Genomic DNA, 13297 nt, shown 5'->3' with positions numbered 1-13297 from the left:
AGCCGGGCGGCACGGCGTTGGCCGCTGCAGTCACAATGCGCAGCGGCAGGCTTGGTGCTTGCTATTGCGGCCCTGGGGCCGGCAGATACCTTGTGGGTTGATCTTTGGGCCGGGCCCCCCCGGTGCTGCACCATGCATATTCCGTCCATCCGTTCCGTAGGTGTGTTTGCCATGCTGGCTTTGCTGTCTTCTTTGCTGGGCGCCAAGACCGCGCCGGATGCGTTCCCTCGCCTGTCGGACAACACCGCAGGCTCTGCCACGCTGGAGGTGCGCAAGCTGCTGCACGGCCAAGTCGATGGTCTGTTTGTCGTGCCGCGCACACGGCAGGTGGTGGCCGCAGCGGGCGGGTACTTCTGGAAGTTCACCGACCAGGGGGTGCTGCTGGACTCGGTGTATGCGCGCGGCGGCATGTATGCCTCGGGGCTGATGTTTTCGCCCGAAGGCTATGTGGACTGGGTCTTCACCGGCCACGCGCAGCGCAAGCCCTACGGCCCGCAGGTCGATGGCAATGGCCTGACTCCCGCGCAGGTGGTGGCCGCGCTGCAGCAGGCCGAGGTGGTCGAGTTTGCCAAGAACGACCAGGGCGCCTGGGCCTACCTGTGGCAAGGCGGCAAGGCCTGGAAGATGGACGTCAGCCGCCACCGTGAGCTGGTGGACACCTCGTGCCGACGCCACAGCCGCGTGCTCGAAGCGCTGCGTTGGCCCGCCACATGCTTCAAGGGGCTGGCACCCGCCCCCGCGCTGTGGACCGAGGTCGAGCCCGGCAGCTTTGAAGGCTACGGCCAGCCACAGCCGCGCGCAGAGGTGGTGGGCTTTGACCGGCGCAAGTACCACTTGGAGGAGGGGTTGAGCGGGCAGTTGTTCGGAGCCACGGTGGGCGTGCTCCTCAAGTCCATGGGCGTGCCCGGCTCGTTGCCTGGACGCTACTGGTTTGGCGATGCACACACCCGCGTGCGTGTGGGCCCGGGCAGCAACGATGTGGTGCAGTTCAAGGCGTTTGTGCCGTACGAAGACGGCAAATACCGCTTTCTGTACAACATGCAGTGGTGGGAGCCCGCCGCCGCGCTGCCTGGTGCCAACTCTTTGGCCAGCCCTTTGTTTAGCGTGCACCTGCGTGCCTATGCCGAGCGCGCAGGCGAGACCGAGCTGCGCAAGTACTACGAAAAAGACGTGGGCCTGTATGCGGTGCGCCCGCGCGGCGTGGCCGATGTGCCGCAGGCCCAGCGCACCGCGCCCGCCTGGCGCCCGGTGTTTGAGGGGCCCTCCACCCGCCACGTGGCGGTGCAGGGTACGGTGGAGTTTGACCCGGCCCCCACCACCGCTGCGGGCCAGAGCGTGGCCGCCTTGCTTCCCGCCCACCAGTGGCTGCGCCCGCCGCTGCTGCGGACCATGCCCGACATGCCGCCCGTCGTGCCCGTGAATGCGCTGTGGCCCGCCCTGCATCAGCTGCCATCGGTCATCACCGCGCGCTGGCATGTGCCCGGTGACGACGATGGCTATGCGGTGCTGCGCATCACCCTGCAGCCCGCGCAGGTGCAGGCTGCCATGGCCCGCGTGCAGGCGCACCCGCAGGGCCAGGCCAGCCAGGGCGCACGCGCCCGGCGCGGCCCCCCGCCAGACCCCGCCCCGCTGGAGCTGCTGCTGCGCCTGCCCCCCGGCGCTGCCGGGGCCACCCGCATCGACCCGGCCCTGGTGGAGCAACTGCAGGTGCTGGTGCGCAGCCCCGCCCCCGGCGCTCGCAACGCGCCCCCGCCGCTGGAGGTGCCGCTGGCGCAGGTGCAATGGGAATGGGTGGTGCGCCCCGCCGTACCGCCCGTGCGCGTGTCGAGCCCGGTGGGCGAGGCACCACCCCCGCCGCCCGCCTATCTGGCCTTGATGAAGCCGCTGGAGGCTGCCAAAGAGACCGCCGTGCCCAAAGGCGCGGCAGGCTTGTCTGCCTTCTTGCAGCAGGCCCAGGCCCTGGTGCAGCACCCACAATATGCCGAGAACGCGCCATCGCTGGCGCCGCGCATCACGGAGGCCTATGCCGACGTGCTCAACCGCTTTAACAACCTGCGCCAGCTCGGTTCGTCGGCCACGCTGGTGCGTCATTACCTGGCGCAGGTGCACCCGCACACCAGCACCGTGCAGGCCGACAGCAGCCTGGCCTACAACCAGGGCGTGATTGCCAGCCAGGCGCTGGCCTTTGCCATCCACATGCCCGAGCACCGCGACCTTTTGGACGCCGTGATGACTCAGCTGCTGGCCCCGCCGTTTGATGTGCAGCAGCAGCGCAATGGCACGCTGGCCTACAACCTGGCCTGCTACCACGCGGTTCAGGGCGACAAGCCCCGCCTGCTGCAGGCCGCCAGCGCAGCCAGCCGTCTGGGCAAGCCACGCGCGCAATTCATGGCCGACACCGACTTTGAGCGCTATTGGCAGGATGCCGATTTCTTGCAGGCGCTCCAGCCCGCACAGTGATCCTGACGCCTACCGCCAAGGCGCGGCTTGGGGATTTGCCAGCAGCCACCGTTCAGGGTTGCGTTCACCCACGCCCCGCCCTGGTGGGGCAACGGTTTGCTGATGGCGCCGTGTGCTCCTATTTGCCGCTTTGCCACGCGACCAGGGTAGCCTGGGCGCATTCGTGCATCACGGTCAGTGCGCGTTGGGTGGCTTCTGAGCCGATGACGAAGGGGTTGGCGGCACGGCGGCGCGCAGGGTGCCCGCTGTGCCCGGCCTGCTGCACCCGTGCCAACTTCTCCACCGCCTGGTCATAACCGCTGTGGTTGGAGATGAACACGTCCACGTTTTGCGCACGGGCCACATCGCGCACGCGGGCCGTGGCATCGATGTAGGTCTGCAGCCGTTCCATGCGGTGTCGCCCAGCCGCAGCGCCACGCCTGCGTGGTGCAGGCGCACCACCAAGTGGCTGTGCAGCGTGCCGGTGTCAAAAATATCGCCCGCAATCAGCACCGCATCTTCCGCGTGCGCATCGACCTGCCCCGCAGCCTGTCAATCAGCGCCTGGTGCTCGGCCTGGCGGCTCTTGCCCATGAAGTGCTGGCCCAGGTGCTAGTCGGAGGTGTGGAGTATGCGCATTGGGCAGGGGTGGGTGCTTTTATTTTGATAGCTGGTAGCGCTTGCCAGATAAGCGCTAGCGTCCCATTTGACCTGATTTTTCTAGGCGCTCTGCCCAGTGGCATGCGCCGTCGCCAGGTCTGAGCGCGGCGCGGTCGTGTGTGGGCGCCGCCTCTCAACGGGTTTGTCGGCGGGCTGGTGGATGTGATGTCGGATGTGGTGGCGGGGTTCGCCCTCTGGCCCCTCTCCCGCGATGGGCGAGCGGCGGAGGGCCATGGGGGCGCTGCGCCAGTCCACGCACCGCTCCAGCCTCACCGGCTCGCTTGCTGCGCCATGGCCATGACCTCTCAGGTCATCGCTTCGCCGCGCTGCTTTTTCTACAGTCACTGTCGCGCGCCAGAAGCCAGGGTTGAACGCACCTCAGCCCCGCAGGCTGCAAGGAGGCTTCTGCCGTGCCCCATCTGGAGCCATCTTGAACAAAAGGAAACCCCCATGCCAGCCTATGCCATTGGCCTGCTGACCGATCTGCAATTCGGCCCCGACATCGTGACCTATCTGCAGCGCATCGATGCGACCCTCACGCCCTTTGGTGGCGCGTTTCTGGCGCATGGCGCGCGGGCTGAGACCAAGGAGGGCACGTTCGACGGCGATTGCATCATCATCCGCTTCCCCTCCCTGCAGCAAGCCCGTGCCTGGTATGACTCGCCCGCCTATACCGCGCTGATACCGCTGCGCGCGCAGCACGCGCGGTCCACGGTGTTTCTGCTGGAGGGGGTGGATGGCGCCGACTATCGCGCGGATTCGTTGTTGGAAAAACTGGGCGTGAAGGCCTGAGCGGCCCGCACTGTAGACGTGCCCACTGCGCACGCAGTGCAACGTGCGCAGCCACAGGGTGGCGCTACCGCTTGTTTCGGGTGGGGTGGACGCGTTCGGTGCCCAGCGCCTCGGTCAACGTGGCCATGGACAGGGTGGCAAGGACCACCCGCCCGTGGCAGCCGCATTGCCAGACGGAAAGACGGACTTACTGACTGGCAGGGACTGCGGCGTCAGTCCTTCAAGGGAGAAATCCCTTGAACGGGGCCGATCAACCGTTCAAACAGGCTTTTGAGCCGCTCCACGCGGGCGCGGTCACGCATAAAGGCCAGAAAGTCGGTCGGACTGGTGTTGTACTGGTCCATGGTTTTGAAGCCTGCGGGTGGCGCAACATCTTTGCGCAGCGGGAACTGGCGCGGCGTGGCGTTCACGGGCAAGGAGAGCATCCAGCTCATATACAGCTTGGCAGCAGCAGGGTGCTTTGCTCCTTTGAAAATGGCGCCCGTCTGGGCCCAGGTCAGAAAGGGGTCTTGCGTAGGCAGCACAAAGCGGATGTTGGCGCTCTCGGCGGGGACGAATGTGCCCGACGTTCCTGTCGAGATGGCGTATTTGCCGGCCTCCACGGCGTCGCGGGGCGTTTGCGTGCCGCGCACCCATTGGACGCCGTTGTCCTTGAGCTTCTGGATGAACTCAATGCCGTATTTCTGGATGATCTTGTCAAAAACATAGAGCACAGCGTCATCGTCGTGCGGGTAGGCGATGATGATCTTGTCTTTGAATTCGGGCTTGAGGAAGTCCGCATAGTCGCGCGGCGCGTTGGCCTCGGACACCATGTTCTTGTTGTAGCTGTTCGCAAACGTCAGCATGAACAGGCCGGTGAAGCGGCCCTGGGGGTCTTTGTAGGCGGTAGGAATCTGATCCCAGCCAATCGGCTTGTAGGACGCCAGCAGTCCCCGCTCAGCCCAGTTGTCAAAATCATGCAGGGTTTGCAGGTGGGCAACGTCCACCTTCAGATCCTTGCGTAGCAGTTCTTCTTCGATGCGGGCATCGTGGTACTTGCTCAAGTCCACCACGAGGTTGAGTTTCATGCCCGGGAACTGACGCTCAAACGCAGCCTTGATACCAAAGCCCTGGGTCACTTCATCCCCACCTGCGTACACCGTCAACTGCCCGCCTTCTTGAATGGCGGCCTTGTAGAGGTCTTGCAGAGCCTGCCCGTTGCCATCCCGCTCCACCGGTGCGGCGGTTGCAGCGGGCGACGTTGTGGCGGCGGGCGCGGCAGCAGGAGAGGCGGTGGTCTGCGCTTGCGCAGACGCCGTTGCAGTCAGCATGGCAATGGCCAGGGCGCACAGCGAAAAGCCAAAGTGGCGTTCAGGGTGGGTCGTCATACGATCAGCGGGCATGGGAATACTCCTTTCGAACAAGACAATGAAAAGCCCCATACACCATGAAAAGCGTATGGGGCGGCGTACTTTCAACTGACAACAGTGTTGAAAATCCCTTATTCGGTATAACCAATTCGGAAAGGTTCCCGCAAGTTTCCCGTCAGGCTCAAGCCTGCCAAGCCGCCCAGGTCGCCTGGGCGCACTCGTTCATCACCGTCAGCGCCCTCTGCGTGGTGGCCGAACCGATCACGAAGGGGTTATGTCCTGCGCCTTTCGCCTTTTCCATCTTGGCCAGCTTTTCCACGGCTTCGTCGTAACCGTTGTGGTTGGAGATAAAGACCTCCACGTTTTGCGTGCGGGCAATGTCACGCACGCGGGCGGTGGCGTCGATATAGGCCTTCAGTCGAACCATGCGGTCGGGCTGTCGGCCAAAGTTGAACGCGGTGCCGCCCCACAGCAGCGTGCGATGGACCTTGCTGCCCTGGCGTGCGTTGAACAGCAAAGACACCGTGCCCATGGTGTGGCCGGGGGTCATCAGGATGTCGATGGCGGTGTCGCCCAGGCGCAGCCGGTCACCGTCTTTCAGGGCCAGATCGGTGGCTGGGCTGCGCACGGGCGGGCGGCCCCAGTCGGGGCGGTCAAATTCGAGTTTGGTGGCGGTCATCTCCCAGTCGGGGGCACCCATGTGCACGGCGGGGGCGTAGCGGCGGCGCAGGTAGCCCACGCCACCGTAGTGGTCGCCGTGGCCGTGGGTGACGATCACCATCTTGATCTGCGCAGGGTCCAGGCCCAGCTTGCGCATGCCCGCGTCAATGATGTGCTCGGCCTCGTCATCGTTGTCCATGGCATCCACCAGGATCAGGCCCTGGCTGGTGGCGATGACCCAGGCGCTGACCCACTTGCTGCCCACGAAATACAGGTTGTCAAACGCCTGGCCGGGCGGCGGCGCGGGCAGGCGCATGAGCTGGTCGGGCGTCATGCCGGGGGCGCCGCCTTGGGTCGGGTCTGCCACCTGCCCTAATCTGAGGTAGGGCAAAAGATCATCTTGGGCCGCCTGTTTGGCGGCAGCCAGATGGTTTTGTACGCCGGGCAGTTGCGCGGCTGCAGGGCTGATGCCGCCCGCCGCCAGGGCGCAGCAGGCGCAGCCCATGGCCAGCATGCGGCGGCGGCTGGGATTGATGGCTTCGGGGGTGGAGGTTCCCTCCAGAAATCTGAACAGCTTCATTCGCAACTTTCTTTGACGGTTGAACGGGCGTGGGCTGCGCGCCCGTGTGGTAGGCAGATGGTTATTTTTTATATCTGAAGATGAGCTGGGCCGGGTGGCAAAGTTCCGCTGCCGACCTGTTCGGCACGGGCGCGCACTGGCGCGTGTGCTGCCCCTGCAAGGCCCATAGCGCCGGGGCGGTGCAGACAGGGTCAGGGCGGGGTGCTGCCATCGACTGCTATTTTTTTAATAGCTTTCGGCGCAAGTAATTCAAGCGCTGCAGCCCATATTGACTTCCGGGTACTGCTGGCAGGTCCCTCACACCTTGATCGACGCCCCCGTCGCATAAAACTGCCCGCCGGCCACGTAGTGCAGCGTGCGCAGGCTGTCCGGGGCGGTGTCGAACTCCCAGTGCCCTTGGCGGAAAACGCGCTCGTCGGCCCAGGCGGCCACCACTTCGGCAATGAACAGGTCATAGGCCTGCTGGTTGTGTGGCTCGGGGATGACGCGGCACACCAGCCACGCGGCGCAGCCTTGCACCAGCAGCGGGCTTTGCGCAGGGGTGATGCCGGGCAGCGCGGGCGCCTCAAACAGCGGTACCGCGTGGCGCTGCAGCTTGTCGGGGTGGGTGTGAGCGCTTTCGGTGCCCAGGGCTTCGGTCAGCGCGGCCAGGGGCACGGTGGGCAGCTGCAGGGCAAAGTGGCCACTGCCCTGTACCAGTTCACGCGTGCGGGTGGCCTTGTCGAGCACCACGGTCACCTTGGGCGGGGCAAAGTCCAGCGCACAGGCCCAGGCGGCGGCCATCACATTGCACTGGCCCGCGTGCGAGGCCGACACCAGCACCGTGGGCCCGTGGTTGAGCAGGCGGTAGGCCTTGTCGAGCGGCACGGGTGCGAAGTGGGCGGGAGCGGCGCTGTGGATGGGGGCGTGGGCAGTGGTCATGGGTGTTTGCTGTCGCGGTGGTTTCAGGGCAGGTCGCGATCTTCCGCGAGGATGGGTGCTGCGGGTACTATCCTCGCCACCTTCGCCCCTGTCGGGGTGCCCCCCATTGGAGATCAAAGCAATGTTCAGTCATGTGATGCTGGGTGTGAATGACCTGGAAGTTTCAAAGAAGTTTTACGACGCCGTCTTGGGCACGCTGGGTGTGCCTGCGGGCGTAGCCAACAAGAACCGGTACTTTTACCGCAGCCCCACGGGCACGTTTTGCATCTCTACGCCCATCAACGGTGAGCCAGCCTGCCACGGCAATGGCGCCACCATCGGCTTTTTGGCAACGTCGCCCGAGCAGGCTGACGCCTGGCACGCCGCAGGCGTGGCCAACGGCGGCGTGGCCTGTGAAGACCCGCCCGGCTATCGCGAAGGCCCCGGCGGCAAGCTGTACCTGGCCTACCTGCGCGACCCCACCGGCAACAAGCTGTGTGTGCTGCACCGCCCCGCTGCCTGATTAGTTTGCTCTGTTTTAAGAGCTTCTGGCGCGTCATTGGTAAGCGTAGGGATCCTCTGCACGAATCGAGCTGGCCAAGTGTGCGCTGCGGATCGGGATGGGCTGCAAGGCGCAAAACGCAGCAATAGCCATCGCTATTGCGAGTATTTGCAACGCAGCAGACCGCCCGAGACCGCAGATGCACACGGCGCGGTGATTTGTGCAGAGGGTCCCTAGAGGCTCTTTTTGTTTTGAATGATGGGATGGCTGCGCATGCAATCTGCCAGTGCAACGATGTTTGACGAGGCGTACTACCAGCGCTTTTACTTTGACAAGAAAACCAGCGTGGTGGACCCGGCCCACACCGAGCGCCTGGGTGCGTTTGTGTGCAGCTACCTGCAGTACCTGCGCGTGCCGGTGCTGCGCGTGCTGGATGTGGGTTGCGGCATTGGCCTGTGGCGCGATGTGGTGGCGCGGCATTTCCCCACCGCGCAGTTCCATGGCGTGGAGTTCAGCAGCTACCTGTGCGAGCGCTTTGGGTGGGAGCGCGGGTCGGTGGTGGACTACCGCGCCCACGATCCGGCTGAGCCTTTTGACCTGGTGATCTGTCAGGGCGTGCTGCCGTACCTGAACGAGGCCGATGCGAAAAAGGCCCTGCGCAACCTGGCCCGCCTGAGCCGGGGGGCGCTCTACATTGAAGCCGTGGCCCATGAGGACTGGGAAGAGGACGTGGTGGACGAGCAGGTGACCGACCCGCGCATGCACAAGCACCCCGCCAGCCTGTACCGCCGCACGCTGGCCGAGGGCTTTACCGAGCTGGGTGGCGGCGTGTGGTTGAGCGAGCACGCCGAGGTGCCGCTGTTTGCTTTGGAGAAGGCCGGGCGGCGCTGATGTTGTTGCCACCTCTCGCCCCGCAAGTGCCTGGCATGCCCCAAGGGCCTGCAGCCTCTGCGCCCCCTGAATCCCACGCCCCCCATGCCGTGGCCCGCCTGCGCACGGCGCGGCTGGCGCGCAGCGCCAAGCCCTTTTTGGCGCGCGGCGGCCCGCGTGGCGAGCGCTGCCCTGGCTGCCGCCTGGTGCCCAGCCACTGCCTGTGCGGCGTGTGCCCTGTGGTGCCCACGCGCGCAGGGGTGTGCCTGCTCATGGCAGACATCGAGCCCCTCAAGCCCAGCAACACCGGCTGGCTGATTGCCGATGTGGTGCCCGATACCTTTGCCTTTGGCTGGGCTCGCACCGAGGTGGACCCGGCCCTGCTGGCCTTGCTGGCCGACCCGCAGTGGCAACCGTACGTGGTCTTCCCTGGCGAGTTCGTGGCGCCTGAGCGGGTGGTGACCGAGGTGCTGGCAAGCGAGGTGATGGTGCCCCGAGCCGGGGTCGAACCAGCACCAATGTGCGATGCCACCCCGATGAAACGCCCACTGTTCATCCTGCTCGATGCCACCTGGCCCGAAGCGCGCAAGATGTTCCGCAAAAGCCCGTACATCGACCGCTTTCCGGTGCTGAGCCTGCAGCCCGAGCAGATCTCGCGCTACCAGCTGCGCCGCTCGCGCCGGGAGGACCACTTCTGCACCTCGGAAGTGGCAGGCCTGTGCCTGGACCTGGCGGGTGAGCCGCTGGCCGCGCAGGCGCTGCAGGCCTACCTGGACGTGTTCACCCACCACTACCTGCAGGCCAAGCACCAGTTGCCGCCCGACTGGCAGGGGCCTGAGCACCAGCGGCTGCGCGATGTGACCGCTGGCGGCTGAGGGACTTGCGCGCAGGGCGCAAAATGCACCGATGAAAGCACCCCCCCGCCTGCAGTCCCTCATTGAGGAAGGCCTGATCGATACCGTGGTTCGGCAACTCATGAGCGGCAAGGAAGCCATGGTTTTTGTGGTGCGCAGCGGCGACGACACGCTCTGCGCCAAGATCTACAAAGAGGCCAACAACCGCAGCTTTCGCCAAGCCGTGGACTACACCGAAAACCGCAAGGTCAAGAACTCGCGCTCGGCCCGCGCCATGGCCAAGGGCAGCAAGTTCGGCCGGCAAGAACAAGAGGCCGCCTGGCAGAGCGCCGAGGTCGATGCGCTGTACCGCCTGGCCGCTGCAGGCGTGCGCGTGCCGCAGCCCATCAACTTTCACGATGGCGTGTTGCTGATGGAGCTGGTGACCGACGCCCACGGCGACGCCGCCCCGCGCCTGAACGATGTCTGCTTTACCCCCGAAGACGCTCGCATCCACCACGCCACGCTGGTGGCCGAGGTGGTGCGCATGCTGTGTGCGGGTGTGGTGCATGGTGACTTGTCAGAGTTCAACATCCTGCTGGCGCACCTTCCGGGCGCTGACGGAGCAGACGGCGAAGGGGGCCACGATGGCCCCGTCATCATCGACCTGCCCCAGGCCGTGGACGCTGCGGGCAACAACCACGCCCAGCGCATGCTGCTGCGCGACGTGGCCAACCTGCGCGATTTCTTTGGCCAGTTCGCCCCCGAGCTGCGCACCACCCAATACGGCCCTGAAATCTGGAGCCTGTACCAAAGCGGCCTCCTGACCAACGAGACGCCTCTGACCGGCGTGTATGCCCCCGACCACGTTGATGTGGACATGCAAGCCGTGCTGCGCGAGATCGACGACGCGCGCGACGAAGATGCAGCGCGCAGGCTGCGCATGGCGGCGGGCTGAGTTTTCTCCACCGCGCTGCGCTGTGGCACCATCGCGCCCCTTTTTCTCTGCAGTTCGCTCGCCATGTCTTCCTTCCACATCCGCAACTTCTGCCCGGGCGACGGACCCGCGTTGCGCGCCGTCTTCCATGCCTCGGTGCATGGGCTGGCCTCTAAGGACTACACCGCCGAACAACTCGCGGCCTGGGCGCCGCTGCACCACGACACCGCGCAGTGGGCTGAGCGCATGCAGGCCAACCAGCCCTTCATCGCGCAAGCGCACGGCAGTGGCGCCATTGCCGGTTTTGCCGATCTGCAGGCCAGCGGCACCATCGACATGCTCTTCGTGGCCCCCGCGTTTGCAGGCCAGGGCGTGGCCCGGGCGCTGATGGCGCACATTCATGCGCAGGCTGCACAGCGCTGCAACACCCGATTGCAGGCCCATGTGAGCCTGACGGCCGAGCCCTTCTTTGCGGCGCAGGGCTTTGTGGTGGAGCAGCGCCAGGAGGTGGTGCGCGCGGGCGTGGTGCTGCGCAACGCGCGCATGGCGAAGGTACTGGAGGCCGCGAGATAGCTCCTGATTTGATAGCTGCCAGCGCTTTTATATGAAGCGCTGGAGGCTAATTTGGCTTGTCAATGATGCCCCCCGCTGTGTTCATGCGCGCACGGGTGCCTTACAGTAGCCGCCCTGCAGCACGCAATCCCATCCCACACCCCGGCCCCCGAGGGCTGCCCCCACATGACCAAAGAACTAGCCCGCCAACGCGAACTCAACCCCATGACCCTGTGCGAGCCCTGCCAGGGCATCCAGCGCAACTGGCGCAAGGCCCCCGGCCACGCCGAGCTGGTGCAGCGCGGCAACCGCAAGGAAGACCGCGAGCAAGGCTCGGTCACCATCACCCGCTATGTGTGTGACCGCTGTGGCACGGGCTGGGAGTATGAAAACGACAAGTCCAACCAGAAGGCCGGCTGGTCGGTGGTGGGGCGCTGAGCACGGCCCTGCGGCCACAGCAGGCCGTGCCGCCGCAAAAGTGAAATAGTGCACAACATGTGCCATAAAGCGTTGCGGTGGGCGGTTTCGGGCGGTTGAGGCGCATTGGCGCGGCGCACAATGCGCCCGCTCCAGGGGCCTTTGAACAGGTTCTTAGCCTGGGAGCATGTTTCAACCGACTAAGGATTCTTGATGAAATTCAAATCGCTCGTGCTCGCATCGTTGGCCCTGGCCGCCGCTTCTTTGGCCCACGCTGGCAAGGCAGAACGCGACTTCTACACCGCCGAAGTGGAGCCCGCTGTGCGCAGCGCGGCCGGTGCGCTCAAGCAGTCTTGCGGTTGCGATGTGAAGATGGACGTACAGATGAGCACCTTCCAGACCGTGGACCACCTGCGCCAAGTGCGCTATGTGGCCGAATCCATTACTGAAAAAGCCCGCGGCTACTGCACCGACGCGCCCTCTAAGGCCGCTATCTGCAAGCTCAAGACCCTGGAGATTGCCCGCACCGGCACGGCGGCCTTCAAGTTTGCAGGCGGCAAGGGCACGGCCAGCACCGACGAAAGCTCTTACCCCCACTGGGACATGATCACGACCGTGCTGGACAAGTAATGGCCTGACGCTGTGCGGGCCCTAAGTGGCCTGCGAATCCCCAGCGTTTTTGTCCTGCACACAGCCCAACGCCCCGGACCGTATTGCACGGTGCCGGGGCGTTGGCTTATGGGGCATAGCGCGGTGCGGTGCTCAGCGCCGGGTCAGAACGACTCCCCGTCGCTGTCGTTGGGGTGCGCGCTGCCGGGTGACTGTTTCGCCGGGGCCGCCAGTGGCGCAGACCGTGCGGGAGGGGGGGCTGCGGTGGCACGCAGGGCGTGGGCCGTGGCAGACTCAGCCATGTGTGGGGCCTGTGCCACTGCAGGCGCCCCTGTTGCGGGCCGGCCCCTGGCGCGCAGGGCGCGACAGACCGCCCGAGATGGCCATGCAACCTTGCAGCCGTTGGGCACTCTGACCCAGTCCGCTTTGGCCCGTTTGGGACCAGCGTCCCATTTTTTGAACAGGTGGCCCAGCCCATGCATCGCCGATCCCTTTTGAACCACTTGACTGCCGCCTGTGCCCTGGCCAGCCTGCCAGGCCTGGCCCAGGCTCAGGCTCAGCCGCGCTGGACGGTGCCGCTGGAGCAACTGCAAGAGCGCGTGGCCCAGCGCTTTCCCCTGCGCTACCCGGTGCAGGGCATGCTCGATTTGACCGTGCACACGCCCCAGCTGGCCGCGCTGCCCGCTGCCAACCGCCTGAGCGCCGCCATGGCCGTGGACGCCGCAGGCCAAGCCCTGCGCCGCGCCCACAGCGGGCAACTGGTGGTGGAGTTTGCGCTGCGCTACGAGCCCAGCGACCGCACCGTGCGCGCCCACCAGTTGCGGCTGGCGCGGCTGCAGTTTCCGACCCTGCAGCCTGCGGTGGTTGAACTGCTCAACGTCTATGGCCCGGCACTGGCCCAGCAGTCATTGATGGAAGTGGTGCTGCACCAGGTCAAGCCGCAAGAGCTGGCGTTGCTGGACGGCCTGGGTCTGCAGCCCGGCCCCTTGGTGGTGACCGAGCGGGGCGTGACGGTGGAGATGGTGCCAGCCGCCCCGGTGCGTTCGCCGGGGTAGTGGGTGCTATACAAAAGATAGCTGCTTGCGCTGATTCAAAAAGGGTGGATTCAAGTCAAGTGCAATTTTTTTGTTCAGTGCACCGACTTAGGGTGCACCCTGAGCACCCCAGCGCGCATGGCGGCTGGAGGGGCGGATTCAGG

Annotated in this window: 15 protein-coding genes and 1 pseudogene; 10 read left to right on the top strand and 6 right to left on the bottom strand. The window is 65.5% G+C overall.

Annotated features, from left to right (window positions below; translation table 11 throughout):
- Window positions 1-132 precede the first annotated feature (132 nt).
- On the top strand, window positions 133-2460 hold the full coding sequence (locus tag C8C98_RS06500) for a hypothetical protein (protein ID WP_147436336.1): 2328 nt from the start codon (window positions 133-135) through the stop codon (window positions 2458-2460).
- A gap of 118 nt (window positions 2461-2578) precedes the next feature.
- Here C8C98_RS06500 and C8C98_RS21860 read toward each other — a convergent pair whose 3' ends face one another.
- Both C8C98_RS21860 and C8C98_RS22225 read right to left on the bottom strand, forming a co-directional pair.
- The gene (locus C8C98_RS21860; protein WP_199726558.1) at window positions 2579-2851 is read right to left on the bottom strand and encodes a hypothetical protein; all 273 of its coding nucleotides are present in this window, start codon (window positions 2849-2851) and stop codon (window positions 2579-2581) included.
- 11 nt (window positions 2852-2862) lie between these two features.
- Window positions 2863-3032: pseudogene (locus C8C98_RS22225) on the bottom strand (exonuclease subunit SbcD); the annotation flags it as partial.
- A gap of 516 nt (window positions 3033-3548) precedes the next feature.
- Here C8C98_RS22225 and C8C98_RS06490 point away from each other — a divergent pair.
- Window positions 3549-3890, top strand: a complete 342-nt coding sequence (locus C8C98_RS06490; RefSeq protein WP_121453595.1) for a DUF1330 domain-containing protein — start codon at window positions 3549-3551, stop codon at window positions 3888-3890.
- Window positions 3891-4102: 212 nt separating this feature from the next.
- On the opposite strand, the gene C8C98_RS06485 is transcribed toward C8C98_RS06490, so the two are convergent.
- The 3 genes from C8C98_RS06485 to C8C98_RS06475 form a co-directional block, all read right to left on the bottom strand.
- Complete coding sequence (locus C8C98_RS06485; protein ID WP_158600143.1) at window positions 4103-5272, bottom strand: ABC transporter substrate-binding protein; 1170 nt, start codon at window positions 5270-5272, stop codon at window positions 4103-4105.
- Window positions 5273-5420: 148 nt separating this feature from the next.
- Entirely contained in the window at window positions 5421-6479 is a 1059-nt protein-coding gene (locus C8C98_RS06480; RefSeq protein WP_121453593.1) for an MBL fold metallo-hydrolase, read from the bottom strand.
- Between the two features lie 297 nt (window positions 6480-6776).
- Window positions 6777-7400, bottom strand: a complete 624-nt coding sequence (locus C8C98_RS06475) for a flavin reductase family protein (protein ID WP_121453592.1) — start codon at window positions 7398-7400, stop codon at window positions 6777-6779.
- 121 nt (window positions 7401-7521) lie between these two features.
- Between C8C98_RS06475 and C8C98_RS06470 the strand changes: the two genes are divergently transcribed.
- The 7 genes from C8C98_RS06470 to C8C98_RS06440 all read left to right on the top strand — a co-directional run bounded on the left by C8C98_RS06470 (window position 7522) and on the right by C8C98_RS06440 (window position 12120).
- Window positions 7522-7902: a VOC family protein gene (locus C8C98_RS06470; protein ID WP_121453591.1), complete on the top strand. Its 381-nt coding sequence runs from the start codon at window positions 7522-7524 to the stop codon at window positions 7900-7902.
- Window positions 7903-8154: 252 nt separating this feature from the next.
- Window positions 8155-8772, top strand: a complete 618-nt coding sequence (locus C8C98_RS06465) for a class I SAM-dependent methyltransferase (protein WP_121456078.1) — start codon at window positions 8155-8157, stop codon at window positions 8770-8772.
- 35 nt (window positions 8773-8807) lie between these two features.
- Window positions 8808-9626, top strand: a complete 819-nt coding sequence (locus C8C98_RS06460; RefSeq protein WP_121456077.1) for a tRNA-uridine aminocarboxypropyltransferase — start codon at window positions 8808-8810, stop codon at window positions 9624-9626.
- A gap of 31 nt (window positions 9627-9657) precedes the next feature.
- On the top strand, window positions 9658-10542 hold the full coding sequence (locus tag C8C98_RS06455; RefSeq protein WP_121453590.1) for a PA4780 family RIO1-like protein kinase: 885 nt from the start codon (window positions 9658-9660) through the stop codon (window positions 10540-10542).
- A 63-nt stretch (window positions 10543-10605) separates the two neighbouring features.
- Window positions 10606-11094, top strand: coding sequence for a GNAT family N-acetyltransferase (locus C8C98_RS06450; protein ID WP_121453589.1), 489 nt, complete (start codon window positions 10606-10608; stop codon window positions 11092-11094).
- Between the two features lie 165 nt (window positions 11095-11259).
- On the top strand, window positions 11260-11511 hold the full coding sequence (locus C8C98_RS06445; RefSeq protein ID WP_121453588.1) for a hypothetical protein: 252 nt from the start codon (window positions 11260-11262) through the stop codon (window positions 11509-11511).
- A 192-nt stretch (window positions 11512-11703) separates the two neighbouring features.
- Window positions 11704-12120 (top strand): hypothetical protein, encoded by a 417-nt coding sequence (locus C8C98_RS06440; protein WP_121453587.1) that lies wholly within the window; start codon window positions 11704-11706, stop codon window positions 12118-12120.
- 143 nt (window positions 12121-12263) lie between these two features.
- Here the strand turns inward: C8C98_RS06440 and C8C98_RS21755 are convergent, their stop codons facing one another.
- Window positions 12264-12401 (bottom strand): hypothetical protein, encoded by a 138-nt coding sequence (locus C8C98_RS21755; protein ID WP_158600142.1) that lies wholly within the window; start codon window positions 12399-12401, stop codon window positions 12264-12266.
- Between the two features lie 174 nt (window positions 12402-12575).
- Between C8C98_RS21755 and C8C98_RS06435 the strand changes: the two genes are divergently transcribed.
- Window positions 12576-13154, top strand: coding sequence for a DUF1439 domain-containing protein (locus tag C8C98_RS06435; protein WP_121453586.1), 579 nt, complete (start codon window positions 12576-12578; stop codon window positions 13152-13154).
- Window positions 13155-13297: the final 143 nt, after the last annotated feature.

Source organism: Acidovorax sp. 106 (assembly GCF_003663825.1).
GTDB lineage: Bacteria > Pseudomonadota > Gammaproteobacteria > Burkholderiales > Burkholderiaceae_C > Acidovorax.
Note: the sequence above shows the minus strand (reverse complement) of the source record. Positions and strands in the feature narration are given on the sequence as shown.